30 protein-coding genes are annotated in these 26478 nt (G+C 67.4%); 15 read left to right on the top strand and 15 right to left on the bottom strand.

What is annotated here, in order from left to right; translation table 11 throughout:
• Positions 1 to 2: 2 nt before the first annotated feature.
• Complete coding sequence (locus tag ABD683_RS08685; RefSeq protein WP_344769102.1) at positions 3 to 806, bottom strand: SDR family oxidoreductase; 804 nt, start codon at positions 804 to 806, stop codon at positions 3 to 5.
• On the bottom strand, positions 803 to 1966 hold the full coding sequence (locus ABD683_RS08680; protein ID WP_344769100.1) for an acyl-CoA dehydrogenase family protein: 1164 nt from the start codon (positions 1964 to 1966) through the stop codon (positions 803 to 805). Before ABD683_RS08680 ends, ABD683_RS08685 begins: the two co-directional genes overlap by 4 nt.
• An 81-nt stretch (positions 1967 to 2047) precedes the next feature.
• Between ABD683_RS08680 and ABD683_RS08675 the strand changes: the two genes are divergently transcribed.
• The 5 genes from ABD683_RS08675 to ABD683_RS08655 all read left to right on the top strand — a co-directional run bounded on the left by ABD683_RS08675 (position 2048) and on the right by ABD683_RS08655 (position 7655).
• The gene (locus ABD683_RS08675; RefSeq protein WP_344769098.1) at positions 2048 to 3565 is read left to right on the top strand and encodes an AMP-binding protein; all 1518 of its coding nucleotides are present in this window, start codon (positions 2048 to 2050) and stop codon (positions 3563 to 3565) included.
• Positions 3562 to 4416, top strand: a complete 855-nt coding sequence (locus ABD683_RS08670) for an enoyl-CoA hydratase (RefSeq protein WP_344769095.1) — start codon at positions 3562 to 3564, stop codon at positions 4414 to 4416. The genes ABD683_RS08675 and ABD683_RS08670 overlap by 4 nt, the downstream gene beginning before the upstream one ends.
• Positions 4413 to 5546 (top strand): acyl-CoA dehydrogenase family protein, encoded by a 1134-nt coding sequence (locus tag ABD683_RS08665; protein WP_344769092.1) that lies wholly within the window; start codon positions 4413 to 4415, stop codon positions 5544 to 5546. Before ABD683_RS08670 ends, ABD683_RS08665 begins: the two co-directional genes overlap by 4 nt.
• Positions 5547 to 5628: 82 nt before the next feature.
• Positions 5629 to 6615, top strand: a complete 987-nt coding sequence (locus ABD683_RS08660) for an acyl-CoA dehydrogenase family protein (protein ID WP_344769090.1) — start codon at positions 5629 to 5631, stop codon at positions 6613 to 6615.
• Positions 6612 to 7655, top strand: coding sequence for an acyl-CoA dehydrogenase family protein (locus ABD683_RS08655; protein ID WP_344769088.1), 1044 nt, complete (start codon positions 6612 to 6614; stop codon positions 7653 to 7655). The genes ABD683_RS08660 and ABD683_RS08655 overlap by 4 nt, the downstream gene beginning before the upstream one ends.
• 12 nt (positions 7656 to 7667) lie before the next feature.
• Here ABD683_RS08655 and ABD683_RS08650 read toward each other — a convergent pair whose 3' ends face one another.
• The 3 genes from ABD683_RS08650 to ABD683_RS08640 all read right to left on the bottom strand — a co-directional run bounded on the left by ABD683_RS08650 (position 7668) and on the right by ABD683_RS08640 (position 10399).
• On the bottom strand, positions 7668 to 8402 hold the full coding sequence (locus tag ABD683_RS08650) for an NADP-dependent oxidoreductase (protein ID WP_344769086.1): 735 nt from the start codon (positions 8400 to 8402) through the stop codon (positions 7668 to 7670).
• A 106-nt stretch (positions 8403 to 8508) separates the two neighbouring features.
• The gene (locus ABD683_RS08645; protein ID WP_344769084.1) at positions 8509 to 9789 is read right to left on the bottom strand and encodes an FAD-binding oxidoreductase; all 1281 of its coding nucleotides are present in this window, start codon (positions 9787 to 9789) and stop codon (positions 8509 to 8511) included.
• Positions 9790 to 9823: 34 nt separating this feature from the next.
• The gene (locus ABD683_RS08640; protein ID WP_344769082.1) at positions 9824 to 10399 is read right to left on the bottom strand and encodes a GNAT family N-acetyltransferase; all 576 of its coding nucleotides are present in this window, start codon (positions 10397 to 10399) and stop codon (positions 9824 to 9826) included.
• 52 nt (positions 10400 to 10451) lie between these two features.
• Between ABD683_RS08640 and ABD683_RS08635 the strand changes: the two genes are divergently transcribed.
• On the top strand, positions 10452 to 10670 hold the full coding sequence (locus tag ABD683_RS08635) for a VOC family protein (RefSeq protein ID WP_344769080.1): 219 nt from the start codon (positions 10452 to 10454) through the stop codon (positions 10668 to 10670).
• Here ABD683_RS08635 and ABD683_RS08630 read toward each other — a convergent pair.
• Positions 10667 to 11029 (bottom strand): YciI family protein, encoded by a 363-nt coding sequence (locus ABD683_RS08630; protein WP_344769078.1) that lies wholly within the window; start codon positions 11027 to 11029, stop codon positions 10667 to 10669. The genes ABD683_RS08635 and ABD683_RS08630 overlap by 4 nt on opposite strands.
• A 109-nt stretch (positions 11030 to 11138) precedes the next feature.
• Here ABD683_RS08630 and ABD683_RS08625 point away from each other — a divergent pair, with 109 nt between their 5' ends.
• The 4 genes from ABD683_RS08625 to ABD683_RS08610 all read left to right on the top strand — a co-directional run bounded on the left by ABD683_RS08625 (position 11139) and on the right by ABD683_RS08610 (position 13918).
• Positions 11139 to 11579 (top strand): VOC family protein, encoded by a 441-nt coding sequence (locus ABD683_RS08625; protein ID WP_344769076.1) that lies wholly within the window; start codon positions 11139 to 11141, stop codon positions 11577 to 11579.
• Between the two features lie 26 nt (positions 11580 to 11605).
• Positions 11606 to 12631 carry an alpha/beta fold hydrolase gene (locus ABD683_RS08620; protein WP_344769074.1) on the top strand — a complete coding sequence of 342 codons (1026 nt, stop codon included), beginning with the start codon at positions 11606 to 11608 and terminating at the stop codon, positions 12629 to 12631.
• 136 nt (positions 12632 to 12767) lie between these two features.
• A complete protein-coding gene (locus ABD683_RS08615; protein WP_344769072.1) occupies positions 12768 to 13499 on the top strand; it encodes a methyltransferase family protein in 732 nt (243 codons plus the stop codon).
• Positions 13496 to 13918 (top strand): hotdog fold thioesterase, encoded by a 423-nt coding sequence (locus ABD683_RS08610; protein ID WP_344769070.1) that lies wholly within the window; start codon positions 13496 to 13498, stop codon positions 13916 to 13918. The genes ABD683_RS08615 and ABD683_RS08610 overlap by 4 nt, the downstream gene beginning before the upstream one ends.
• Here the strand turns inward: ABD683_RS08610 and ABD683_RS08605 are convergent, their stop codons facing one another.
• A complete protein-coding gene (locus tag ABD683_RS08605) occupies positions 13919 to 16612 on the bottom strand; it encodes an ATP-binding protein (RefSeq protein ID WP_344769068.1) in 2694 nt (897 codons plus the stop codon).
• A gap of 121 nt (positions 16613 to 16733) precedes the next feature.
• Here ABD683_RS08605 and ABD683_RS08600 point away from each other — a divergent pair, with 121 nt between their 5' ends.
• Positions 16734 to 17198: a nuclear transport factor 2 family protein gene (locus ABD683_RS08600; RefSeq protein ID WP_344769066.1), complete on the top strand. Its 465-nt coding sequence runs from the start codon at positions 16734 to 16736 to the stop codon at positions 17196 to 17198.
• Positions 17195 to 17899 (top strand): hemerythrin domain-containing protein, encoded by a 705-nt coding sequence (locus tag ABD683_RS08595; RefSeq protein WP_344769065.1) that lies wholly within the window; start codon positions 17195 to 17197, stop codon positions 17897 to 17899. The genes ABD683_RS08600 and ABD683_RS08595 overlap by 4 nt, the downstream gene beginning before the upstream one ends.
• A 41-nt stretch (positions 17900 to 17940) precedes the next feature.
• Here ABD683_RS08595 and ABD683_RS08590 read toward each other — a convergent pair whose 3' ends face one another.
• The 6 genes from ABD683_RS08590 to ABD683_RS08565 all read right to left on the bottom strand — a co-directional run bounded on the left by ABD683_RS08590 (position 17941) and on the right by ABD683_RS08565 (position 22958).
• Entirely contained in the window at positions 17941 to 18609 is a 669-nt protein-coding gene (locus ABD683_RS08590) for an alpha/beta hydrolase family protein (RefSeq protein ID WP_344769063.1), read from the bottom strand.
• Between the two features lie 22 nt (positions 18610 to 18631).
• Positions 18632 to 19006 carry a YybH family protein gene (locus ABD683_RS08585; RefSeq protein WP_344769061.1) on the bottom strand — a complete coding sequence of 125 codons (375 nt, stop codon included), beginning with the start codon at positions 19004 to 19006 and terminating at the stop codon, positions 18632 to 18634.
• Entirely contained in the window at positions 19003 to 19611 is a 609-nt protein-coding gene (locus ABD683_RS08580) for a TetR family transcriptional regulator (protein ID WP_344769059.1), read from the bottom strand. Before ABD683_RS08580 ends, ABD683_RS08585 begins: the two co-directional genes overlap by 4 nt.
• Positions 19612 to 19615: 4 nt before the next feature.
• A complete protein-coding gene (locus ABD683_RS08575) occupies positions 19616 to 20734 on the bottom strand; it encodes a hypothetical protein (protein ID WP_344769057.1) in 1119 nt (372 codons plus the stop codon).
• Positions 20731 to 22206 (bottom strand): FAD-dependent oxidoreductase, encoded by a 1476-nt coding sequence (locus tag ABD683_RS08570; protein WP_344769055.1) that lies wholly within the window; start codon positions 22204 to 22206, stop codon positions 20731 to 20733. Before ABD683_RS08570 ends, ABD683_RS08575 begins: the two co-directional genes overlap by 4 nt.
• 89 nt (positions 22207 to 22295) lie before the next feature.
• Positions 22296 to 22958 (bottom strand): TetR/AcrR family transcriptional regulator, encoded by a 663-nt coding sequence (locus ABD683_RS08565; protein WP_344769053.1) that lies wholly within the window; start codon positions 22956 to 22958, stop codon positions 22296 to 22298.
• 99 nt (positions 22959 to 23057) lie between these two features.
• Here ABD683_RS08565 and ABD683_RS08560 point away from each other — a divergent pair, with 99 nt between their 5' ends.
• From ABD683_RS08560 to ABD683_RS08550, 3 genes are all read left to right on the top strand, one after another.
• Positions 23058 to 23711 carry an NADPH-dependent F420 reductase gene (locus ABD683_RS08560; protein WP_344769051.1) on the top strand — a complete coding sequence of 218 codons (654 nt, stop codon included), beginning with the start codon at positions 23058 to 23060 and terminating at the stop codon, positions 23709 to 23711.
• Positions 23712 to 23721: 10 nt separating this feature from the next.
• Entirely contained in the window at positions 23722 to 24123 is a 402-nt protein-coding gene (locus ABD683_RS08555) for a VOC family protein (protein WP_344769049.1), read from the top strand.
• A 118-nt stretch (positions 24124 to 24241) separates the two neighbouring features.
• Positions 24242 to 24787: an AAA family ATPase gene (locus ABD683_RS08550; RefSeq protein ID WP_344769047.1), complete on the top strand. Its 546-nt coding sequence runs from the start codon at positions 24242 to 24244 to the stop codon at positions 24785 to 24787.
• Positions 24788 to 24881: 94 nt separating this feature from the next.
• Here ABD683_RS08550 and ABD683_RS08545 read toward each other — a convergent pair whose 3' ends face one another.
• Positions 24882 to 26171: a type II toxin-antitoxin system HipA family toxin gene (locus tag ABD683_RS08545; protein ID WP_344769045.1), complete on the bottom strand. Its 1290-nt coding sequence runs from the start codon at positions 26169 to 26171 to the stop codon at positions 24882 to 24884.
• Positions 26168 to 26470 carry a helix-turn-helix domain-containing protein gene (locus ABD683_RS08540; protein ID WP_344769044.1) on the bottom strand — a complete coding sequence of 101 codons (303 nt, stop codon included), beginning with the start codon at positions 26468 to 26470 and terminating at the stop codon, positions 26168 to 26170. The genes ABD683_RS08545 and ABD683_RS08540 overlap by 4 nt, the downstream gene beginning before the upstream one ends.
• Between the last annotated feature and the right edge of the window lie 8 nt (positions 26471 to 26478).

The following is a 26478-nucleotide window of genomic DNA, read 5'->3' as shown; positions in this document are numbered from 1 at the left end:
GGCTAGGCCCGCTGGCTCGAGACGGAGATGACTTCACCCGTCAGGTAGGACGAGTAGTCCGAGGCGAGGAACACCATCACGTTGGCGACCTCCCACGGCTCGGCGGCGCGGCCGAACGCCTCGCGCTGCTTGAGCTCGTGGAGCAGCTCGTCGCTGGTGACCTTGGCGAGGAACGGGTGCATCGCCAGTGACGGTGACACCGCGTTGACGCGGATGCCGTACGGGGCGACGTCGAGCGCCGCGCAGCGGGTCAGCGCCATGACGCCGGCCTTGGCCGCGGCGTAGTGCGCCTGGCCTTCCTGCGCGCGCCAGCCGATCACGGAGGCGTTGTTGACGATGACGCCCTTCTTGCCGGCGTCCTTCATCCGGTTGCCGGCGGCGCGTACGCAGCGCATCGTGCCGGTCAGCGTGATGTCGAGGACGCGCGACCAGTCCTCGTCGGCCATCTCGAGGATGTCGGTCGTGCCGCCGAGGCCGGCGTTGTTGATCATGATGTCGACGCCGCCGTGCTCGTCGGCCAGGTCGAGCAGCGCCTGCACCTGGGTCTCGTCGGTGACGTCGACGGTGATGGCGCGTACGCGGTCCTCGCCGAATTCAGCACCGAGCGCTGAGCGCGACTCCTCGAGGCGGCGCTCGTGGGTGTCGCTGATGACCACCATCGCGGCGCCCTCCTCGAGAGCGCGGCGGGACACCGACGCGCCGATGCCGGCACCGGCTGCCGCCGTGACGACGACGACCTTCCCGGCGAGGAGGTTGTGCCCCTCGACGTAGTCGGGCGTGGGCTGTTCAGGTCGCATGACAGTCATCCGCGAGCCTCTCTGGGAAGACCAAGCACACGCTCGGAAATGATGTTGCGCTGCACTTCGTCGCTGCCGCCGTAGAGCGTGTCGGCACGGGAGAAGAGGTAGAGGTTCTGCCAGCGGCTGAGGTCGTACGACTCGCTCCCGGCGGTCAGGGCGCTGGCGCCACAGACCTCCATGGCGAGCTCGCCGAGGCGGCGGTGCCAGTTGGCCCAGACGAGCTTGGCGACGTTGTCGGCCCCGGGGGTGGCCTCGGTCAGCGAGCGGATCGCGTTGACGCGCATGACCTCGAACTCCGCGCTGTGCTTGGCGAGGCGGTCACGTAGCACGGGGTCGTCTAGCGCGCCGTTGCTTCGGGCCAGCTCGATCAGGTCGTTGAGCTCACGCTCGAAGCCGACCTGCTGGCCGAGCACCGAGACACCGCGCTCGAAGCCGAGCAGTGCCATCGCGACCTTCCAGCCGTCGCCGGGCTCGCCGAGGATCATCGACTCGTCCGTACGCGCTCCGGTGAACCACACCTCGTTGAACTCGACGCCTCCGGTGAGCTGCTCGATCGGACGGATCTCGACGCCGTCCTGGTCGAGCGGCACCAGCAGGAAGGAGAGGCCGTGGTGCCGCGTCGATCCGGGCTCGGTGCGGGCGATGACGAAGATCCAGTCGGACTTCTGCGCCCACGACGTCCACACCTTCTGGCCGTCGACGACCCATTCGCCGTTGTCGAGAACGGCCTTGGTGCTGACGGCGGCGAGGTCGGAGCCGGCACCCGGCTCGGAGTAGCCCTGGCACCACAGCTCGTCGACGGTGCGGATCGTGGGGAGGAAGCGGGCCTTCTGCTCGTCGGTGCCGAACTCGATCAGGGTCGGGCCCAGCAGCTTTTCGCCGAGGTGGTTGACGGTCTCAGGCGCATCGGCGCGGGCATACTCCTCATAGAAGATCGCCTGTTGCGCGAGGCTCAGCCCGCGACCGCCGTGCTCGGTGGGCCAGCCGAGGCAGGTCCAGCCGTGCTCGGCGAGATGCTTGTTCCAGGCCAGCCGTTCGTCGTACGCATCGTCGCCGCTGCCGGTGCCGCCGACGCCCTTGAGGTGCTCCCACCTGCCGGCGAGGTTGTCCGCCAGCCAGCTGCGGACCTCTTCGCGGAAGGCAGCGTCGTCGGTTGCCGTGCTCACCGTCGGCTCCTTCCTGATCCGGGTCGTACTCCGTTAAGGTAGCCTACCAAGCAAGTGTTTGGTTTGTTGAGAGGATGTGCCGTGGACGACACCGTTCCGGGTCTCGTACGCCGTGCCGCCAGGGAGTTCGGCGACAGCACCGCGTACTCGATGGACGGCCGCACGCTCACCTTCGCCGAGCTGCACGAACAGGTGCGCCGTACGGCCGCCGCCTACCGCGCCCGGGGTCTGGAGCCCGGCGGCTGCGTCGTGCTCTGGGCGCCCAACAGCATCGACTGGGTCGTCGCGGGCCTCGCGATCACGTACGCCGGCGGCACGCTGGTCCCTGCCAACTCCCGCTACACCGCGCACGAGGTCGCCGACATCGTCGAGCGCACCAACGCGCAGCTCGTGATCATCGCCGACGGGTTCCTCGGCAAGACGCAGATTGCCGACCTCACCGCGATCCGGCCCGATGCACCGATCATCGACCTCGCCGACGTTGCGACCCTCGAGGCTGACGACGAAGCGATCGCGACCGTCGAGGCGATCGCCGGCGCCGTCTCGCCCGACGACGTCGCCGACGTGCTCTTCACGTCCGGCACGAGCGGCCGACCCAAGGGCGTACGCAGCGCGCACCGGCAGACCGTTGCCGCGGCAGCCAGCTGGAGCGCGGTGGGCGAGGTCAGCGGCGACGACCGCTATCTCGTGATCAGCCCGTTCTTCCACTCCTATGGCTACAAGGTCGGCGTGCTCGTCGGGCTGCTGCACGGCTGCACGATCCATCCGATGGCGACGTTCGACGCCGACGCGGCGCTCGACCTGATCGCCGCCGAGGGCATCACGATGGTCCCGGGCGCTCCCGCGATCTTCCTGGGCCTGCTCGAGTCGCCGAAGTTCCCGAGCACCGACACCTCCTCCTTGCGCTTCGCCAACACGGGAGCGGCGAACGTACCCGTGGCCCTCGTCGAACGGCTGCAGACCGAGCTCAGCTTCGACCTCGTCATCACCGCATTCGGCATGACCGAGTGCGTCGTCGCCACGATGTGTCGCCGTGGTGACACCGACGAGACGGTCGCCACGACCTGCGGCAAGGCCATCGACGGCATGGAGACCGCGATCGCCGATCCCGAGACCGGTGAGCACCTGCCCGCCGGCACCGAGGGCGAGCTCCTGCTGCGCGGGTCGCAGGTCATGCTCGGCTACCTCGACGATCCGGCCGCCACCGCCGAGGCCATCGACGCTGACGGCTGGCTGCACACCGGCGACGTCGGGGTGCTGGATGACCGCGGCTACCTGCGCATCACCGACCGGCTCAAGGACATGTACATCTGCGGCGGCTTCAACGTCTATCCCGCCGAGGTCGAGCAGGCACTTGCCCGGCTCGATGGTGTCGTCGATGCAGCCGTCATCGGCATCCCCGACGAGCGGCTCGGCGAGGTCGGCAAGGCGTTCGTCGTACGCCGGCCCGACAGCGACCTTGACGCCGATGCCGTGATCGCGTTCGCTCGTGAGCGCCTCGCCAACTTCAAGGCACCCCGTGAGGTCACGTTCATCGACGCGTTGCCCCGCAACCTGTCCGGCAAGGTCCTGAAGAACGATCTGAGGAGCACATCATGAGCGAAGAAGACGTCGTCACCTACGAGGTCGTCGACCACATCGCCCGGATCACGCTCAACCGGCCGGACTACCGCAACGCCCAGAACTCCGCCATGACGTACGCGCTCGACGCCGCGTTCGTACGCGCCACCGATGACGACGACGTCAAGGTCATCGTGCTGGCCGGCAACGGCAAGCACTTCTGCGCCGGCCACGACATCGGCACGCCCGGCCGCGACGTCGACGTCGAGTTCGACCGCAAGGCTGTCATCCACTGGACCCACGTCGACAAAGAAGGCGGCGACCTGCGGTGGGCCCGCGAGTCGGAGGTCTACCTCGGCATGTGCCGCCGCTGGCGCGAGGTGCCCAAGCCCGTCATCGCCATGGTGCACGGCGCCTGCATCGCCGGCGGGCTGATGCTCGCCTGGTCGTGCGACTTCATCATCGCGTCCGACGACGCGTTCTTCTCCGACCCCGTCGTACGGATGGGCATCCCCGGCGTCGAGTACTTCGCGCACCCGTGGGTCATGAACCCCCGCGCCGCCAAGGAGTTCTTGTTCTCCGGTGACCGCTTCACGGCCCAGCGGGCGCACGAGCTCGGCATGGTCAACCAGGTCGTACCCGCCGCCGAGCTCGAGTCCACCGTGCTCGCCCTCGCGGGCCGTATCGCCGAGATGCCGCGCTTCGGCCTCGCGCTGACCAAGAAGGCCGTCAACCAGGCCGAGGACGCCCAGGGCATGCGCGCCGGCATGGACTCGGTGTTCGGCCTGCACCACTTCGCCCACGCCCACAACGCCGAGACGTCCGACGACTCCCTCGGCGGACTCGACGCCAAGTCGATGGCGAAGAAGAACAAAGAGGCCGCTGAGTGAACCTGGACTTCACACCCGACGAGGTCGCGTTCCGCGACGAGGCCCGCGCGTGGCTGGCGGCCAACGTACCGGCGGAAAAGCTGCCCTCGATGGACACCGCCGACGGCTTCGTCGCCCACCAGGCGTGGGAGAAGAGGCTGTCGGACGCCAAGTGGTCCGTCGTCTCGTGGCCCGAGGAGTTCGGCGGTCGCGGTGCGTCGCTGATCGAGTGGGTCATCTTCGAGGAGGAGTACTACCGCGCCGGCGCACCCGGTCGCGTCTCGCAGAACGGCATCTTCCTGCTCGCGCCGATCATCTTCGACCACGGAACGGCCGAGCAGCAGCAGCGCTGGCTGCCATCGATGGCCACCGGCGAGACGATCTGGGCGCAGGCCTGGTCCGAGCCCGAGGCCGGTTCCGACCTCGCCTCGCTGCGCTCGACCGCCAAGCGGGTCGACGGCGGTTGGCTGCTGAACGGCCAGAAGACCTGGTCGTCGCGAGCCACGTACGGGCACATGGGCTTCGGGCTGTTCCGCTCAGACCCGGAGGCCGAACGGCATCGCGGGCTCACGTACTTCTGCTTCCCGCTCGATGCCGAGGGCGTGACGGTACGCCCGATCGCACAGCTCGACGGTGAAGCCGGCTTCGCGGAGCTGTTCCTCGACGACGTCTTCGTTCCCGATGCCGATGTGCTCGGTGACGCGGGCGATGGCTGGCGCGTTGCCATGAGCACGGCTGGCAATGAGCGCGGCCTGTCGCTGCGTTCGCCGGGTCGCTTCTGCGCTGCGGCTGATCGTCTGGTCGACGTGTATGCCGGCAGTCCTTCTCCTGCGCTCTCGGGCGGCGTCGTCGATGCGTGGGTGCGCGCCGAGGCATACCGGCTCTACACGTGGGGCACCGTCACCAAGCTCGCCGATGGAGGTGACATCGGTGCCGCCGGCTCGGTCAACAAGGTGTGGTGGAGCGAGCTCGACGTCGCCCTGCACGAGAGCGCGCTCGACCTGCTCGGCGCCGAGGCGGAGGTCGAGTCGGCCTGGACCGACGGCTACCTCTTCTCCCTGTCGGGCCCGATCTACGCCGGCACGAACGAGATCCAGAGGAACATCGTCGCCGAGCGCATCCTCGGACTGCCACGGGAGGTTCGGGGATGACCACCCCAACAAACTGCTCACGCCGTCACCTTCGCGCGGGACGTCACGTCCCGCTGCGTTCGCACTTTGCCGGGGGCCCCGGATGAAGTTCGAGCTCACCTCTGACCAGCGCGACTTCATGTCAGCGCTGGACGGACAGATCGCCGCCGCCGATCCGGTCGCTGCCAACCGCTCGTGGGGCGACGGCGACACCAAGCCCGGCGAGGCTCTCTGGGAGCGCATCGCCGAGGTCGGAGTCTCAGGTCTGCTGATCGCCGAGGAGGACGGCGGGCTCGGGGCGACCCCGGTCGAGCTCGTCTGCGCCTTCGAGGTGCTGGGCCGCCATGCCGTGCCCGGTCCGTGGATCGAGTCGGCCGCCTACCTCGCCACCGCACTGCAGGGTCCCGAACGTACGGCGATCGCCGACGGAGCCATCGCCACCGTCGCCACCCCGTACGCGCTCGATGCCGACATCGCAGAGCGCTACGTCGCCGTCGACGGCGTGCTGCACCAGGCCGACCTCGGTGATCCTGCACAGTCGGTCGACCCGACCCGTCGGCTCTTCACGGTCACCGCCGGTGCGGCCGTGGCGCACGGAGACCTCGAGGCCGCCTTCGACCTCGCAGTCCTTGCCGCAGCGGCAGAGCTCCTCGGTGCCGGAGAGCGCGTACTCGAGGACGCTGTCACCTACGTGAAGCAGCGCACCCAGTTTGGTCGCACGATCGGGTCCTACCAGGCCATCAAGCACCAGCTGGCCAACGTGCGCATTGCTCTCGACTTCGCCCGACCGCTGATCTACGGCGCGGCGATGAGCCCGACGCCGCGTGCCGTCTCGGCCGCCAAGATCCAGGCCGCCGACGCCGCCGACCTTGCAGCCCGGGTTGGCCTGCAGGTGCACGGCGCTATTGGCTACACCGCGGAGTACGACCTGAGCCGCTGGTTGCTCCGCATCCGGGCCCTGCAGTCGGCCTGGGGCACCACGGCATTCCACCGCGAGCGAGTGCTCAATGACCTTCTCGGTCCCCAGGGAGGCCGCCCGCGGCCGACCGTGAGCGCAGCGAGGGGACACCAACCCGAGGATCCCGCGTGACCAACCTCGTACCCACCCAGGACCACATCGAGCTCGCGAGCTCGCTGCGCAAGATGCTCGACAAGCGCTCCGACAGTGGGGCCGTACGCAATGCGTTCAACGGATTCGACGAATCGCTCTGGTCGACGCTCTGCGAGCAGATGGGTGTCGCTGCACTGGCGATCCCGGAGGAGTCCGGCGGTGCGGGATTCACCCTCGCTGAGACCTACGTCGTGCTCGAGGAGCTCGGCCGTGCGCTGACGCCGACTCCGCTCCTTGCATGCGTCACAGCGGCTGCTGCGCTGACCGACAGCCCGCTGCTCGAGCAGGTCGCCGCCGGCACCGTCGCGACCCTCGCCTGGTCCGGTGTCACTGGCCCCGCCGATGCGCCCGTTGGAGTCACGTTCAAGGACGGCAAGCTCTCCGGCTCGGTGTCACCTGTCCTGTACGGCGATGTCGCCGAGATCATCCTCGTCGTCGCTGAGCACGACGGCGGAGTCGGCCTGTTCAGCGCCGACGCGTCAGCGGTGACGCGTACCAAGCTCGCCGGGCTCGACCCGACTCTCAGCTTCGCCACCCTCGACTTCGACAGCGTCGCCGTCGAGACGATCACCCTTGACGCTTCGTCGGCGCTGGCCTCGGCCCACCGCGTCGGCACCCTCGCCGCTGCGGCCCTGCAGGTCGGCTGCGCACAGCGCGGGCTCGACATGACGGTCGACTACACGAAGCAGCGCGAACAGTTCGGTCGCCCGATCGGCTCGTTCCAGGCGCTCAAGCACCGCATGGCCGACCTGCTCGTCCTGGTGCAGATGTCACGCGCCGGCGCTTGGGCCGCCGTACAGGCTCACGTCAACGGCGCACCCAACGCCGACCGTCTCGCGGCGGCGGCCGGTTCGTACGCCAGCGACGCCGCGGTCGCCGTCGGCGGCGAGACGGTCCAGCTCCACGGCGGCATCGCGATCACCTGGGAGCACGACGCCCACCTGGTCCTCAAGCGCGCACAGGCGCTCAACCAAATGTTCGGCCTCCCCCACCAACAGCGCGCGACACTGATCCCCTGAGCGCTGCACCGCTCAGGTCGCGACGACGCTCAGCACGACCTTGCCGTGCTTTCCTCGCTGGGCAACGCGCGCGAATGCCGCATCGAAGTCCTCGAGCGGGAACACACTGTCGACCTGCGGGTGCAGCTCCGGCAGCTCCGCGAGCTGCGCCCCATCGGGCTCCACGACGAAGTAGCGGGCACCAGGCGCATCGGCCGCGATCGTGATGACGGATTGCGCGCCACCGGCGTTGCGGGCAAGAGCTTCACCGCCAACCGTGTCGAACAGCAGATCGCAGACCTCACCGTCTTCGACCGGCACGGCACCGAGCTGCCGGGCGAGCTGAACAGCAACCTGTCCCACGCCACCGGTCGAACCGGTCACGAGGACACGCTGACCTGCGCTGAGCCCACCGTGGACCACCAGCGCCTGCCAAGCAGTCAGGCCGGGCATTGGGAGCGCTGCAGCCTCTTCATGGCTCAGCCCGGCCGGCTTGGGTGCGAGCACCGAACGCGGCACGCTCGCCCATTCGGCAGCAACCCCGTCGCGGTCGAACGGCGTCAGGGCGAACACCTCCTCCCCAGTGGACTCCACTACGCCCGAAAGTTCGTATGACGGGATCGCCGGCAGCCGATCCGTCGGCCAGGTCAGCTCGTCGCGAGTGATGGACGCGGCATGTACACGAACGAGGACCTCGTCCGCATTCGGCTCAGGTCGTGCGATCTCCTCGAGCCGAAGCCCGTCGGCGTGCAAACGTACAGATTTCATGAGTCCCCCTCGTTGAGTTCTTCCTGGCACCTCAGTAAAGGTTCTCCCAGAGGTCGGGAGCAAGGGGACCGCTTGATGGTCGGGCTCTCCGGCGAAGACCCGACAATCAGGGCACGATGTTGAAGTTTCGGCGGAAGGTGTTGTCCGGGTCCCAGACCTGCTTGATCCGGCGGAGGCGGTCGAGGGTGGCGGGTGGCCAAAGGGCGGCAATGTCTTCCGGCGTCTCCGAGCCGAGGAACCCGGCGTACGAGCCGATGCCCTGGTCGCCGATCGTCGCCCACACCTTGCGGGCTTCGACTCGATCGTCTTCCGTGGCATCTTCTGGCATGAACGCAGCGGAGATGATCATCGCCTCGGCGCTGCGATGGGCGAAAGCCGTCGCACTCGGGTCGACACGAGCGAAGGTGCCACCGAGATAACGCATGAAGACCACCCGGCCGCCGAGCTCGTAGGCCGTCGTGACCGCATGGATCACCGACTCGTCGAACGACTCGACCAGGGTGTTGCCGACGACCGGCAAAACGGGCTGCGGCGGCGGACCTTCTTCGAGGATCTCCGCGTACGGGCGCTCGCCGATGTCCTCGGCCACGACCGTGCCGATCGAGCGGAGCGGTTCGAGCGCCGACGTGTCATCACTGGCCAGGCATACGAAGAGGATCGCACCGGCAGGGAATGGTCCGAACGCCGGCCGCAGCGCCAATGTCGTGGTCAGGTCGTCCGGAGCGACGCGCATCGTCTCGACCCACCCCTTGACCAGCTGATCGAGGTCTTCGAGCGCGAACTCGATCATCCCGTAGCGCACGGTCGCAACGGGCTGCGCCTGGAACTCGAGCGCGGTGACCACGCCGAAGTTGCCCGCCCCTCCACGAAGCGCCCAGAACAGGTCGGCGTTCTCAGTGGCCGATGCGCGTACGACCTCGCCGGCAGCCGTCACGACCTCCGCCGCCAACAGGTTGTCGAGGGCGAGGCCGTGCTTGCGCAACATCCAGCCGAAGCCGCCGGCCTGGGTCAGGCCGGCGACACCGACGGAGATCGTGTCCCCTGAGCTGATCGCGAGGCCGTGCTCGCCCAGCTCGGCTGCGGCCGGGCCCCACGTGGCGCCACCACCGATGCGTACGCGGTCGTCACCGAGCACCTCGACACCGGCAAGCTTCGACAGGTCGATCACGACACCGTCGTCGATGTTGCCGAAGTTGAGCGCGTTGTGCCCGCCGTTGCGGATGGCCAGCGGGAGACCCTCGGCGCGGGCATGGCTGATCGATGCTGCGACCTCGTCGGTGGACGTGGGGAACAGCACCACCGACGGGTTGGCCGTGCCCGACTTCGTGGTGCGAGCGGCCTCGTAATCTGCGTCGCCGGGGCGTACGGCGATGTGGTCAATCGTCATGAGCTCGACCCTAGAACCTCAATCAGACATGAGGTCAAGCGTTCGTCTGCGCAGACCTCATCGACAGCCACTCGTCGCGGAGGATGGCGTAGCCGAGGGAGTCGAGCCACTGCCCAGACCTGTGCAGCGACTCCTTGACCGCGCGCTGCTCGAGGCGCATTCCGAGTCGTTCGATCAGGCGCACCGACGGCGCATTGTCGGCGAAGCAGATGGCTGTGATGCGGCGGACGCCGAGGGTCTCGAAGCAGTACTCAAGCAGCGCTGTCGCTGCTTCGGTGGCATAGCCCTGCCCCATGTGGGCGGGGTCCAAGGTCCAGCCGAGCTCGGCTTGGGACCTGACAGCCTGTTCGCTGACTTCGGCCTGCGCCCACGCGTCCTGGATCTTGATCATGAAGTCGCCGATGACGACGCCGTCGAGCTCGATGATCACCGTCGACGCCAAGCGCTCGGGATCGGCGAACTTCTCGCCGTACGCGGCCTCGTCGGTGGCGAGCTCGGTGATCCACTCGCCCACCTCCGGCAGTCGCCGGTACGGCCACGTCGCTGCGGCGTCCTCGACCGTCGCAGCCCGCAGGGTGAGGCGTGCAGTGCTGATCGGCAGGTCGGTCATGAAGCGCTCCGGTGAGTGGGCTGGATGAGGTAAGAGCATAGGTCCGCCAGACGTGGCGCCATGGGATGACCGCCACGATCACGACGGCTGGACCGACACCTCGCGGCCTGCATCATCGAGTCCGCCGCCCAGCTGGTGCGGGAGAGCGACCACGCCAGCTGACGGCCACGGGCTGGTCGGTGCGATCGGCGAGTACGAAGGCGCGTGGAGGATGGCGTACGTGCAAGGTCCCGAGGGCATCATCGTGTCGCTGGCCGAGCGACCCGGCTAGCCGAGACCGTCGAACGCGCGGACCTCGACCCGACCTCGGCACGCCGCCGAGCCCTCGGCCGCAAGCTTGAGCGCCACGTCGCGACTCGGCACGTCGATGACCCAGAAGCCGGCGAGCAGCTCCTTGGTCTCGAGGTAGGGACCGTCAGTGATCAGCGGCTTCTCGCTCTGCCCGTCGACGACAACTGCCTCGGTCGCCGACTCAAGACCACCGGCGAAGACCCAGTAGCCGTCGGCCTTCAGCTTTTCGTTGAAGACGCCGGTCGCGGCGAACGACTCCTCGAAGTCCTCTTTGGAGGCGTAGCTGCCGTAGTCACCCAGGTCAGCCGGTCCGTGCACGGTCATCAGATAGAGCGCCATGTCCCAAACCTTTCACAGCCACCGGATCGGTGCGAGGACGATGTCGAAATCGGGACCTTCCGGTCGACGTCCTGTTGAAAGGACCCAGTCACCAGCAAAGGATGGACCCATGTCACACATCACACGTTTCGACCACACCGGCATCACTGTCGCCAACCTCGACGCAGTCGAGGCGTTCTTCGTCACCCTGGGTCTCGAGGTCGAGGGCCGCGGGACAGTGCAGGGCGAGTTCGTCGAGACCGTGTGCGGCATCGCCGGCGCGACCTGCGACATCGTCATGCTGAAGTCGCCCGACGGCGTACGCCTGGAGGTCTGCACCTTCGTCACTCCCGACAACATCCCGAGCCCCACCGACGACCTGGCCAACGTGGTCGGCATACGCAACGTCTCGTTCGAGGTCGACGACCTCCAGGCCGCCGTGGACGCCGTCGCCGCCGAAGGCTACGGACTCGTCGCCGGCATCGGCGAGCACGAAGGCATGGTGAAGATGGCATACGTACGCGGTCCCGAAGGGATCGTCGTCTCCCTCTTCCAGTACCTCGGCCAATAGGGCGCGCCCTGCGGTTTACTGATGCGGTGGCTCTGCAGCGCTCGGGCATGGCGAACCTGCCCACCGGCGAGGGCGTCGCCTATGCGCTGACCGGCAGCGGACCGCTGCTCGTGGTGGCACCGGGATGGCTCAGCCACCTCGAGCTGGGCTGGGCGCTCCCGGCCGAGCGGATGTTCCACGAAGCACTGTCGGCGGGTCGCACCCTGGTCCGCTACGACCGTCCCGGCTGCGGCCTGTCCGATCCGTACGACGGACCGCGCACCATGGCGTTGGAGCTCGAGACCATCGCAGCGGTGACCGAGGCAGTCGGCGCCACCGAGTTCGACCTGCTCGGCTGGTCGCTCGGCGCAGCCGTCGCCGCACAGTGGGCGGCTGATCGGCCCGAGACCGTCTCGAGGCTCATCCTGTACGGCGGGTGGGCCCACGGCGCATCGCTCGGCGACGAGGACAGCAGGCGCCTCATCCTCGACCTGCTCGCCAGCCACTGGGGACTCGGCTCCGACCTGCTCACCGAGCTGTTCGCGCCCGACGCCGATGCCGGCACCCGGCGAGGCACGGCCCACTACCAGCGAGCGGCGTCGTCACCGGAGACGGCGGTCGCGCTGCTGAGCCTTGCGTACGAGCTGGACGTACGACCAGCGCTGGCGCAGGTCACGGCTCCGACGCTGGTGCTGCACCGGCTGGAGGACCGAGCCGCGCCGATCGACGGCGGACGACAGCTCGCCTACGCCATCGAGGGAGCTGAGCTCGTCGAGCTCGAAGGTCGCTCGCACCTCCCGGCGATCGGCGATGCGCAGGAAGTCGTCGACCAGATCCGCCGCTTCCTCAGCCTGCCCAAGCTGCGCCGCGACGTACCGACCGGACTGACGACACGCCAGAACGAGGTGGCCGCCCTCGTCGCCGAAGGCCTGCCCAACCGCGAGATCGCCGAGCGGCTCGGCATCAGCGAACGCTCGGCCGAGTCCCACCTCGAGCGCATCCGGCTGCGACTCGACTTCAGGTCGCGCGCGCAGGTCGCCGCCTGGTACGTCGCGACCCACCCCTCCAAGTGAGGTAGTTCCACGGCTGTCCCGGGCCCGATCCGTCGAGAGCATGGATGCATGATCACCACCCACTGGGCAATCGGCTGCTCCTTCACGTCGGCCTGCGAGTGGGCGCTGAAGGTGCCCGGCGGGAAGGTGGTCTGAGATGTCCCGTCGCCTCAACCTGTTCATCTCTGCAAGTGGCTGGCTCGGGTTCAACGCCATCATCGTGTGGACGGTGGCGTTCCTCGCCGACGCGGTGATCCCCCATACGGTCGACGGCGCCAACCGCACATCGACCGGCTGGGCCGTCGCGATCGACCTCGCCCTGTTGCTGCTGTTCGCCGTGCAGCACTCGGTGATGGCACGGCGATCGGTCAAGGTGTGGCTGCTTCGCTGGGTGGCGCCAGCGCTCGAGCGCACCACGTACGTGTTCTCGACCAACCTCTGCCTGGCGCTGCTGCTTGCACTCTGGCAACCCTTCGGCGACGAGGTCTGGCACGTCGACGGCATCGCCGCGGTCGCTCTCTGGTCGCTCTGTGGTGCTGGCTGGCTCCTGGCGATTGCGTCGACGTACGCGGTCGACCACCTGGAGCTGACCGGACTCCGGCAGGCGGGTTGGGCGCCGCCGCGCCCGGCCTCGGACAGCCTGCAGGTCGGCGGGCTGCACGCCGTCGTACGCCACCCGCTGATGACGGGCCTGCTGCTCGCGTTCTGGGCGACGCCGCACATGGGCGAATCGCACCTGCTGTTCGCCCTCACCTCGACGGGCTACATCGCGGTCGGCGTCAGGTTCGAGGAGCGCGACCTACGTCGTACGTTCGGCGCCTCGTACGACGACTACGCCTCCCGCGTGCCCGCCGTGGTGCCCGGGCTGCATCGGAAGGACCCGGCATGAGCATCTGGCACTCAGAGCCGTCGCTGGCGTTCGCCAACGAGCGCAGCGCCGGGAGCGTGATCAGCCACCTCGGCATCGAGTTCACCGACGTCGGCGACGATCATCTCGCGGCTCGGATGCCGGTCGACGCCCGTACGTTGCAGCCCGCCGGCGTGCTGCACGGTGGTGCGTCGGTGACGCTCGCCGAGACGTTGGCGAGCTGGGCGGCAACGTTCGTCGTCGATCCGGAAGTCGCCTATTGCGTCGGGATGGAGATCAACGCCAACCACCTCCGCCCGGTGATGTCGGGTGCGGTCACCGGCGTCGCCCGTCCGATCACCCTCGGACGGCGTACGCAGGTCTGGGAGATCCGGATCACCGATGACGCGCGCAAGCTGGTCTGCATCTCGCGCTGCACCATGGCGGTCGTCGAGCGTTGATCAGTCGTGGACGGGACTCGCTTGCGGATCAAAGGGAGGCGCCGCCGTCCGGGCAGCGAGCGCGGCGCGAGACGTGACCCCGAGCTTGGTGAACGCCTTGGACAGGTGCGATTCGATCGTCTTCTCACTGAGGAAGAGTCTGGCCGCGATCTCTCGATTGGTCAGGCCCAGGCCGACGAGGGCAGCGATCTCCCGTTCGCGTCCACTGAGTGAGTCGATCCCGGTCTCCCCGACTCCGCGGACGCCCCCACGACCCATGCGATGACCGAGCTTTCGAAGCTCACGGGAAGCTTCCTCGACCGTACGCTGCGCACCGCCACCCGCGGCCAGGTCATGGGCGGCTTTCAGCTGAGCGATGGCATCGACCTTGTCTGCCGACGCCTTCGCCGCGAGTATCCGAGCCTGAGCCTCATCGAGACGCGCGCCGATGCCGACGGCCCGATCGATCGCCGAGTGGGCCAGCTTTGACGCCGTCGGAAGGTCGCCGTTCGCCAACGCCACCATCGACCCGGCGCGCTCGGCGGCCGCCACTGCTCCATGCAGCCCGGATGCCCGTGACACTGCGGCAGCGCGGTCGGCCCACGCGGCGGCGGAGGTGAGATCACCGACGGTGATCGATGCCTCGACCAAACGCGGAGCCCAGCGTGCAATCCAACCCGGTTCCACGTCATACGCCGCCAGCAACGGCACGGCATGGTCGGCCTTTCCATCCGCGAGCAGGACCGCGCCGAGGACGGCGTTGCCGATGGTGACGAGCGCCGATGAGTCGAGACGCTCAGCCAGGGCGACGCTCTCCGACGCGGCGGCCCGGGCGAGATCGAGCTCACCAGCCTCGAGCAGGAAGTATGCCCGCATCCACAGCGCCCATTGGAGTGACTGCTCGTTGTGAACCAGCCTCGCTTCGAGCTCGGTGCGATCGGCCGCGGCAGCGCTCTTGTCGATCCGTCCGAGCAGCCCCAACGCGAGAACCTCGGCGATTCCCAGGGGTACCGCACCCACGACGTTCCCGGCCCGTCGCGCGGCAGCCGCACCTCGTCGCGACACCGTGAGGGCATCCTCGAACCGCTCCACGGCGACAAGTGCCCAAGGGATCGCCACGAGCAGCTCGGACCGCGATGCCAGCTCAGAGTCCGTGGCCCGATGGACACTCGCGACGGCGAAGTCGGCCTCGGCGTCAGATTCCACGTAGCGCCCCGAGTTGCGGTGGCCAATCGCCAAGATGGCGGCGGCAACACCATGGACGAGCTCGTCCGAGGTCTCCGCTGCCTTGGCCGATGCCGCCCACTGTCCCATCGCCTCGTAGTCACCCAGCTCGTATGAGGTCAGAGCAAGAGCTGCCATCAGCTCAGCCTTGCCGGCCGTGTCAGGCGACTCGAGGCTTCGAGTGAGTCGCCGGAGCGAGGCATCATGGCGGCCCAGCAACCTCTCAACCGATGCGGCGACGACGGTCAACCGACGACCATGCTCGTCGGCTCGGCCGCCGGCAGAGGTGTACTCCTCCGCCACTGCCAGCGCCTCATCCAGTCGGCCCGACTGGATCAACGCTTCGGCGAGCTCGGAGGCCAGGGTCGGATCGTTCGCCGCAGCGGCTCTCTGGGAGGCAACCAGCCAGTCAGCCGCGATCGATGGAGCCTGGGCTCTGACCTGAGCCGACGCATCCCGAAGCAACGCAGCAGCGACCTTGTCACCCGCCGCTGCAGTCAGCGCCAGGTGGCGCGCGATGTTCGGGAGCGGACTGTTTGCCTCGAGGAGCACCTCCGCGGCTCGCGCGTGACTTGAAAGACGATGACCCTGGGGCAGACCTTCGTACACCGCCGTTCGGATCACCGGATGACGAAACGCAAACTCCCGCAATGAGCTGGTCCCACGCACCAGACCCCGCTCGACCAGCGCGTCTGCTGACGCGAGGGCCGTGTTCAGGTCAAGGTGTGCAGTCAACCGCGCGACGTCGATGTCGAACGGGTCACCGACAACGGCACCCGCCTGCACGAGCGCTCGAGCCGCGTCGCTGAGGGCTGCAACATCGACTGACACGGCGGCGATGACCCCGCCAGGAAGGCTGGCCAACCCGTCAGCCTTGGCCAGCTCCTCCAGAAAGAGCGGATTGCCGCCCGACGCCTCAAACATTCGACGGCGATCGTCATCGCTCCAACCCGTGCCCATCAGTTCGTCAGCGGCATCCCGGTCGAGTGGCGTCAGGTCGATCACCGTGTGGGCGCGCCCGGTGGAGCGGATGGCGGCGCTGAGCTTGTCACTGACCGGACCGGGTCTCATCGCGATCACCAGCCCGTGAGGCACCCGAGGCGGCCGCCGTACGAGCGTCTCCAGCAGCTCTTGTGAGACCGAATCTGCCCAGTGGGCATCGTCGAGAACCATGACGAGCCGACCGCGGTCCTGCAGCTGTTCGGTCAGGATGCGAAACAATCCCCACCTGCCGTCAGCCTCGACGGCAGGCGGCTCGGGCAGGCCCGGCAGTGCCTCGCGGAACAGCCCGAGTGGCACGCTGCTCTCGAGCTCGGTCGCTCGGCCGGCCAGCAGCTCCCACCGCCGCTCAGCGGCACGATCGGCCACCCATCCGAGCAGGCGGGTCTTGCCGATTCCGGGCTCGCCCCTGACGATCACGAGCGGGTTCTCACCTCGCGAGAGCCCCTCTAGTGCCGCGCCGAGCTTCGCGATGTCAGCGTCCCGGCCCACGATTCGCACCTCGAAAGCATCCCACCCCCCAATCCGAGGAGCAGGGGATTCCCTGATGTTGCGGTGCCGGATGACTGCGAACGTCGTACTCGCACACACACATCCGACCTGGAGGTCCACCATGAACGGCAACATCACGAGCACGACTGACCTGGCAACCGCCCGCGCACGGAACGAGGCGGTCTGGCGCGCATCGGCGATCGCCCTCTACTCGGGCGACATCGACGGCTTTCTCTCCTACTGGAGCCCAGAGCCCCGCTATCGCGTCGCATATCCCGTCGAGGGAATTCCCGCCTTCATCAAGGGCGCGGAGCAGTTCCGGGCCATTTTCGGGGGCTTCGCATCGGCCGCCGCGCAGATTGGCGTGACCGGCGTGACGTTTCACCAGACCGACAACCCCGACGTCGTGATCGTCGAGGAGCACATGGTTGCGGATCTGCACGACGGCAGCCGCTACGAGAACGACCTGATCATCCGGGTCACGTTCCGCGACGGCCTGATCCACGACATGCTCGAGTACTACGGACAGGTCGCGCACCAGCAGCTCGCCGCGCGACTCATGGGCGCGGCCGAGGTGTCGGCATGACCACGGGCGCGTCGCTGGGGCTCCTCCACGGACCGGGGCTGACCGATGTGCGCATGATGGCCGTGGCCCACAGCAGCTTCCGGCGCGAGCTCAAGCTGTCGGTCCCCGCGGTACGTGCGGTGGCAGCGGGTGACACGCGGCGTGCCGCAGACATCGCCCAGCACGTCGAGATGTGGACCGGGTTCGTTCACCATCACCACTCGATCGAGGACGAGCTGTTGTGGGACAAGCTCGCCGCTCGCGTGCCCGAGGAGCTCGCACCGCTCGTCGAGCTGATGGAATCGCAGCACGAGAATGTCGCCGTACTTCTCGACGGGTGCCCGCCACTCGTGCAGCAATGGCGAAAGACGGCGTCACATGTCGACGGCTCACATCTGGCCGACCACCTGGCGGCGCTTGTCGAAGCGCTGTGTGAGCACCTCGACGCGGAGGAGGCCCATGTCCTCCCGATCATGGCGCGGCACATTCGCCAGGACGAGTGGGACGAGTTCACCGAACGTGGCATGGAGTCGATCCCGAAGAAGCTGCTTCTCACGGGTTTCGGCATGATGCTGTACGAGGGCGACCCCGACGCCCTCGCACTCGAGATCGCCAAGCTCCCGGCACCGCTGCGGCCGCTGCTGCCGTTCCTCGCCCGTCGGGCGTTTCGCACCTACGCCAAGCGGATCCACAGCACGCCAACCCCCGCTCGAGGTGCGTGACGCCGCCGACCGGGCGGTGCACGACCGCGCTTGTGAGAGCGTCAGGCACCGGGGATCAGATCGGTCAGCCAGGTGGAGATCGCCGTACGGATGGCTGGCGCTTCCTTCTTCAACGAGTGGTCGCCGGTCACCACGACGAGGGTGACACCGTCCTGGAGCGTCTTGGGGTCCGGGACGCCGAACGGATCGTTGCTGCCCTGGACAACCAGGGTCGGCACCGTCACGGCGGTGAGCTCGGCGAGCCGAGACTTCTCTGGACGACCCGGAGGATGCAGCGGGAACGCCAGGCAGAGCACGCCGGAAGCGCCCACGGCGTCGGACGTACGGCACGCGACTCGGCCACCGAACGATCGGCCGCCGACGATCAGCGGCACGTCGGCGAGGCCACCGATGCGTACCTGCGACACGACCGAGCTCCACGCAGCGTCGACCTGCGCAGGCGGTGCCGGCGCCTTGCGCCCCGCGACTCGGTACGGCTGCTCGACGAGAACAACCGTGAAGCCCAACCGCAGCGCCTCCTCAGTCGCGAGCCCGAGTCCCCCACCGGCTACGCCCCTCTTGGCGGGGGGACCCCCATTGTGCGCCGTGACACCGCCGCCCGCACCATGGCCGAGCATCAGCAGCCCGACGGGATCGCCGGAAGGGTGAGCGACATGCACGCGCGCGTCACCGTGCGATGTCGGTACGAGCGCAACCGCGAACTCAGTCATCCCGACAGCGTACGGACGGGTTTCAGGTCTCCGCTGGGACCTTGTGGCTCAATGCGCACAGCCACCGGCCATCGCCCTGCGGTACGTACACCTCGGAGATCCACTCGTCGGCCTCGTAGGGCGCTCCGTCCCACCGTCCCGTGCTGGCCTTGCGCGCGGTGAAGACCACGACTCCGCTGAGCTGCAGGATGCGGTCATCACCGATCGGCTTCATGGTGAAGTGCGCCAGCCGGCCCGACGCGATCCACCCGACCAGGTCCTCCTTGGGAGTTGGGCCCTGCGGACCGACATAGACCCAGTCGTCAGTCATGAAGCTCGCGATCAGGTCCGCATCATTGCTCGTGATCGCCTCGTCCCACGCGGCGGAGACCGCCCGCACCTCGTCCTCAGCTGTCATCGCGTTCCTTGAGCATGCAGGGCTGGTCCGAGCCAGCGCCTCACCAGAGACCGGATGTCGTCGGTCGAGTGAGGTGGATCGGCCGGGTACTGCAGGAACGACACGAACAGCCGCATCAGCATCTCGGCGAGGCTCTCGAGCTCGTCGTCCTTGACGCCGATCTCGGTCCAGTTCACCGGGAGGCTGCGCAGGATGTCGGCGCCGATCGAGAACGACATCGTGGTCGTGACGTCGCGGCTGAACACCTCGGTCTCACCGGCTTGGAGGAGCAGTCCGATGCTGGCTTCGCTGGGGATCTCCTCGATCGCGAACACGACCGCCTCGACAGCCACGTCGGCGGCAGAGTCGAACGTCGCGAGGTGTGCAGTCATCCGTTGTACGAAGTCGGCGAGCCCGGCCTGCGCCACGGCTTCCAGCAGCTCGGCGTGGCTCGGGTAGTAGCGGTAGACGGTCTGGCGGGTGACGCCGAGCTCGGTCGCGACGACCGACACGGTCGTACGCGCGGCGCCGAACTTCTCCACGCACGCACGCGTGGCAGCGATGATCCGCTGCCGCGCATCGTCCTCGGTGTGCGGCGGATTGCCCTGCCAACCGTGATGTCCCACGGGATCAGCCTGTCAGGGCGTCTGCCCGGACCTTCCGGCCGGTGTGGAGGACGTACAGGATTGCGGCGGCACCGACGAAGCAGAGGATCGTGTAGAGACCGCTGCCGATCGGGGTGCCGTCGCTGGTGATGCCGTCCTCGGCGTCGACGTACGCCGGCAGCGAGGTGAGCCACAGCCCGGCGAACACCACGATCCAGGAGGCCGGGTAGATCCGGGCGAACGGCGTCATCGGCTCACCCTCGTGGCTGCGCAGCTGCGTGACCAGGATCCACGTCCCGGCGATCCAGATGAGTCCGAGCTCGATGCCGAGGACCCACGCCTGCGCCGTGACGTTGGGGGTGTCACCGCCGAAGATGCTCGACGGGATGCCGAACAGGCTCATGGCCGGAGGTGCGAGCACACCCGCGAGCGCGATGCGCCAGACCAGCGACCAGCCGCGCCTCCCCCCGGTCCCTGAGCCCGTCGAAGGGCCGACGAGCTTCACGATCAAGAACGTCATGACGCCGAACGAGACCGAGGCGAACAGCACCATGCTGTTCATCGGCACCGAGGCGAGCGACGGATGGTTCACGTCCTGGTTGGCGTCGTTCCACGCCCACCACTGCAGCTGTGGGCCAAGCTGGTCGAAGATCTCGTAGAACACCTGGCACACGAACGCCACCGCGAACGAGCCGAGCAGCGCGCTCCGCTTGAAGACGCCCATGACGCGCACGGTCTCGTACGCGAGCTGGGCCAGTGCGGGGTAGATCGCGATGATGTAGAGCGGGAGGCGGTCCCACATGAACTGCACCGTGAAGATGTTGTGCGCGAAGATGAAGCCGAACTGCTTGTCGAGGCCGAACCACTCCGGGAAGTAGAGCGGCGGCTCGGTGACGAACAGGTAGACCAGCGGCGCGAACCAGAACGCCAGGTTGATCGGATCGCCCGCGCGGAACCGGCGGAGTGCGTGGACGAACGCGAAGATCGCGCCGGCGATGACCAGCAGCTCCAGCACTGGCATGGTCCAGCTGGCCAGGTCGAACGGGTTGTGGAATGAGACGACCGGGCTGACGTCGTGGCAGTCGAAGCCGAGCTTCTGGGTGACCGCCTCGGCGGCCTTCTCACATGTCGCGTCCGTGTTCATCGCGAGGCCTCGAGCTCGGGCAGGGCGGTGCCGGCCTCAGCTGACCAGTCCCGGCCGGGTGGGTCGAGCTGTGGGTCGAAGCCGAACGGGATCTTGTGCCGGCCGAAGACGTCCTTGACCTTGAACCGGGCCAGCCCGAAGAGCACCCGGGGGCTGCGCATCATCGTCCCGACCGACTCGTCGAGGTTGAAGACACGAGCGAAGTGCTCATCGACGACCTGGTCCTCGCGCGATGCGCCGGTGATGGCGTTGAACATCGAGGCACCCACCGATCTGAGGATCCGGCGCTGCCACGATGGGATCGTCTCCGTTCCGGTGGCGCAGTCGTAGCCACGGTCGCGAGCCATCGCCATGCTCCATGGCCCCTTGAGCACCTTGGCCTGATCGGCGAGGTAACGCTTGTGGAATGCAGGATCCAGTGCGGTGGCCCGCTGCAGTGTGTCGCGGAGGAGCACGGCCGAGAGTGCCGCAGAGCTGATGCCCTGGGCATAGAACGGGTTGAAGGCGCAGATCGAGTCGCCGACGAAGACGATGCCCTGCGGTGCGACGAGCAGCTTGTCGTAGCGGCGCCACTTGTTGCCGGTCGACTTCGTCAGGTGCACCTCGGACGTCGGCGTCGAGGCCGCCATCGCGGCGAGGAACTTCGGGGTCTGCAGATTGCCGGCGGACTCGACGAACTCCTCCTCGTTCTTGGGCATCTCCAGCCCCCACGACCCCATGCATGCGATCGAGCGGTTGCCCTCGATCGGGAAGAAGTTGGAGAGGTACTCGTGCTCCTTGGGGTGCTCGCCCTTCTTCTCTGTCGGCATGATCACCATGTGCTTCCACCACCAGGTGTCGGCGCGCTCCTCGGCTGACGGCAGGTCGTACCACTGCGAGACGTACGTGACCTTGGCATCAAGGGTGATGACCGGCACCTCGGGCTGCCCCGCAGCCACGAGCCAGTCCGACACCTTCGAGCCACGACCGAGCGCGTCCACGACGAGGTCGGCGTCGACCTCCTCACCACTGAACTTCACACCGGTCACGCGGCCCGATTCGTCGATGTTGATCCCGGTGACCGTCACGCCCTCGCGGATCGTCACGTTCGGCAGTGCGCGTACGCGGTCGCGCAGGACTCGCTCGATCAGAAGCCGCGAGCCGTAGACCATGTCGAGCGCTCCACGCTTGCGCGGCGACCAGCCGACATCGGTCATGTGCGCGGTGTCCATCGACGCGATCAGCGGCATGCCGCCGGCCGCGATCAGGTCGTCCTCGAAGCCAGGAAACAGCTCCCCGATCGCCCGCCGACCCGAGTTGAGCAGGAAGTGCGGGTGCTTGCTCTGGGGTACGCCGCGACGGTGCTCTGCCTCGATCGGCAGCTCGTCGCGCTCGAGGACCAGCACCTCGTCGAAGTGCGAGGCCAGCGCACCCACGGCGGAGAGACCCGCCATGCTGCCGCCGAGAACCACTGCCGTCTGCCCAAACCTCATGCCGGACCCCTCAGATCAATCATACAAAGTCTGGATGATTGTATGAATGGGTGCGAGCAATCGTCAAGGGCCCGAGACGGGCCTGTGGTCTACCTCGCTTCGCTGAGATGGACCATGGCGTCATAGAGCTGCTGGTCCGTCATCGGCGGCTCGGGGATCGGATGCGCCCGCTCAGCCCGATAGGCGTCGAGCATGAGGTAGAGGTGGCGGCGCCAGGCGTTGGGCGCGGCGATGCTGGTCGCATCGATCATCCGGCCGCTGGACCAGATGAGGTTGACGATGTCGGCCTGGGTGATGTCGGAGCGAACCTCGCCGGCTGCCTGGGCTCGGGCGAGAACGTCCTCGATGTGCTGGCACATCTGGTCGTGGATGCGCTCAGTCTCGGCGCTGTCGGTGAAGCGGCGGGAAAGAAAATCGTTGAAGCCTCGGTCGCCCGCCTGCACGCTGAACAGGTTCTCCAAGTAGGCAACGAACCCATCCCACGGATCGTCGATCTCCAGAGCCTTGACCGCCCCACTGAGGAACTCCTCGAGCCGAGGCTTGAAGGCAGCCATGAGCAGGTCCAAGCGGGTCGGGAAGTGGCGATACAAGGTGCCGATGGACACGCCTGCGTCGCGCGCGATCTTCTCCAACGACGCGTCCACGCCGCGCGCGGCGAACTCGCGCTGCGCCGCGGCGATGAGCTTGTCGCGACTCTCCCGCGCATCCCGGCGCAAGGGCCGACGCACCTGATCAACGTCGCTCGTACTCATTTCCCCATTCTACCAACCTGAGGCACCCCTCCGGAATAAACCGAGGCCCCCCTCCGGTTATATCGATGTCAACGCAAGACTTCACGGAGGAGACACATCATGGCTACACCCACCCTCAGCATCATCGGCTCGGGCAACATGGCCAGCGCCATCGGAACCCGGGCGGCCAAGCACGGCCACACCGTCGAGATCATCAGCCGGAACACCGCCAAGGCCCAGAGACTCGTCGACCAGATCGGCAACGGAGCCACCGCCGGCACGTACGGCGCACAGCCGGCGGGTGACATCGTCATCCTGTCGGTCCTGTACGCCGACGCGGTTGACGTGGTCACGTACTTCGGCGAGGCGCTGGCAGGCAAGACCCTTGTCGACATCACCAACCCGTTCAACGCCGACGCCAGCGGACTCGCGACAACTGAGGGCAACTCGGTGTCCCAGCAGATCGCCGCGGCCGCCCCCGAGGACGCACACGTCGTCAAGGCATTCAACATGCTCTTCCGTGACGTCCTCGCTGACGACAAGCCCGTTGACGTGTTCTTCGCCGGCGAAGACGCCGAGGCGAAGGCGCGCTTCGCGGCGTTCCTCCGGACCGTGGACATGCGGCCCCTCGACACAGGAGGGCTCGAAATGACCTACGTCCTTGAATGGGCCAGCATCCTGCTGATGGGTCTGGCACGCAACGGCGCCGGCTTCAACCTCGCCCTGGGAGCCGACGTCCGCTGGGGGTTCTCCAGCGTCGGTGACGCCAGTTAGCCTCGTGGGCGTGCCGTCGTACAACACCGTCATCGCCCTTCCCACCGCCGACCGTTCCCGCGCCTTCGCCTTCGCACGGGCACTTGGCTTCGAGACGCCCGGCGAGCTGGCCGACGACGGTGTCCCCGAGCCGCTGCGGGTGCAGCTCAATGAGCAGACCGCGCTGATGTACATCCCGACCGGGGGATTCGGCTGGGTCACGGCAGGGCGCCCCACCGCCGAGTCCGGGACGTCGGAGTGCCTGGTCAGCCTGCAGGTGGACGCTGTCAGTGAGGTCGACGAGCTGGTCGGGCGTGTCGATGCTGCAGGCGGTCAGGTCGTGTCAGGACCTGAGCAGAAGTCCTGGGGCTACACCGGTACGTTCACCGACCCCGACGGTCATCTCTGGGAAGCCATCGTCTCGTTGATCTGACTCAGGAAACATCGCCAGAAGCCGACGCAATCGATCCGATCGATATCGAGAGCACTCAACGCGTCCTACCGCCGCGATCACGGCGGGGTTTGTTCCGACAGTTTCGTAGAATCCGCCCATGATCATCGTGGTTTCCGGAACGCACGCTTGCGGGAAGACTTCGCTGATCGATGCGTTCGCAACGGCGCAGCCGCAGGCGCGCGTTCTGCCGGATCCGTTCGAGGTGCTCGACCAATACCAGACCGACCAGGGTGCTGGCATCTTTTACCAGCAGTTGGAGATTGCAGCGGCCCGGATCCTCGAACCCCACGTTGGGTTGGTTATCGCCGAGCGCGGCCCGTTGGACTTCCTTGCCTACCTGGATGCACTTGAACGACTAGAGCGCCCGACGCCGTCGCGCGAGCATTTCCGTCAGGGAACTGACCTGTGTGTCGAGGCCATGAAGAATGTCGACTTGGTTGTTCTGCTTCCCCTCAACTCCACCGACCGCATCGACGTTCCTGCTGACGAAGACCCCGATCTGCGCACAGCAATGGACGAGGCGCTTCTCGAACTCGCCGACGACCCGGACCTGACCGGAAGAGCTGAAGTCGTCGAGCTGGCGGGGGCGTCAGAAGTGCGCCTGGTTCAGCTCGAGCGATTGGTCGCTCTGTTCGGGGACTGAACGTGACGGGAACCCAACATGGCGCCCCGTGATCGTCAACTCGTTGACCGAACAGCTCAGCTACCACTCGACGGGATGGCGAGCGCCCACTGAGTCAATCCGCCGCTTTTGCTCGCTGTTTGACCCACAGGTTCGCGTTTTCGACGAGCCGCCTCACTGCTGGGCTCTTGTACGTGGCGACGTCGTCACCCTTGGTTACGTCGCCGAGGGCATCGCGGATCTGCTCGGTCTGCCGGGCCGCTTCGCCTCGAAGCCAATCGGGATCAACGAACAGTTCATCGGCTTCTCGCGTCCAGTCTGCCGCTTTCACGGATGCAGCACGGAACGTACCTGCAACCGACATCGACAGATCGTTGCCGGTCCCGTCGGAGTAGGCCAGGTGGCTGTTCAGGTCGTAAAGGGGAGCGAGCGCGACGTTCGAGCCGCTCAACATCAACGAGTAGTTGCGCGCATGTGCGTCGGTGCCGCACACCAGCCAGTTGTAGATGAGCGCCTGGACGAAGCGCTGGTTGTCCCCAACGTCTCGCGCGGTGCTGTGCTCGTTGATGAGCTGCGCGACCACGGCTGCGCCAGGCCCGCCCTGCGACTCGTATTTCCGCGAGGGCCTGACACCGAGCGCCTGGCACATGTCTTCCTGGTGCAGACGGCTCCACGTGCCAGTGGCCGACTGAATCCGGTCGAAGCGCTGGACGACGACGGCCCGGGTGTCACCGAACTGCTCGATCGATGTGCGGGCAACACGAAGCCCAAGGGCCGCGGCGGTACGCATCGTGACGTGCTCGACCAGATCCTGATCCTCCATGCCCGGGATAGCGGGTTTGATGATGTGCGTCGAGGGGATGGCATCATGCGGGTCCGTCCAGCCATGGTCAGTCCGATACAGAGCGATCTTGGCTTGGGCGCCAGCCAGCGAGAACTTTCCGGTGTGCGACTCGTCCAGTGACACCGGCAGGTCAGCCTTCGCCCGGCGCAACATCTCGGCCACGTCATCATCGGTGAGTCCCCGCGCTTCGCCGGTCCGATTCAGTACGGCATCGAGCCTGCTGGGCCGGACGAACTGGGCCGCGCCCGCGACGTCTTCGCCGACGTACGGCATGAGGGCCAACGGGCCCGGCTCGATGACGCCGAAGCGACGACGCCACTGGCGCAGGGTCTCCGGACGGTCTGGCAGCAGCGCCTCAACCCACGGAACAAGGACGGTCTCGCGGTAGCGACCGGTCGGCCCCGGCATCGAGACAGAGAGCGGTGTGAAGTCGGCTGCGGCTGCATCTTCGTAGCGCAGTCGTGCCCTGTTCTTGCCGATCCGGTTGATGTCGCCGACGACGCGACCGTTCATCACCACGTACAGGGTGTGCTCGTCAGACAGCGGGATGGCCGCGCTCATCGGTCGTACTCGCTCAAGTGCTCGTCGAGGTCGAAGGCTTCCGCGCCCTCCGGGATCGCCCTGTTCGCGGGCAGCGACGGCCGCGTGAGGACGACGGCGACATCGAGCGCCGCAATCACGCGCATGACCATGTCAAGCGGAGCAGAGACCTTCTCCCCCATCTCGAACGAGTTGAGCCACTGGCGGCCGACGTTGGCGAGCTCGGCCAACGCAGCCTGCGTCAGACCGTCAGCCAGCCGTGCCTCGCGAAGCGCCGGGCCGATGTCGTCAGGTCGAGACGCCTGGATCGTTGTCGCCATATGGCGAC

Source organism: Aeromicrobium panaciterrae, assembly GCF_039537165.1.
GTDB lineage: Bacteria > Actinomycetota > Actinomycetes > Propionibacteriales > Nocardioidaceae > Aeromicrobium > Aeromicrobium panaciterrae.
This window is presented reverse-complemented; position numbering and strand designations above follow the sequence as displayed.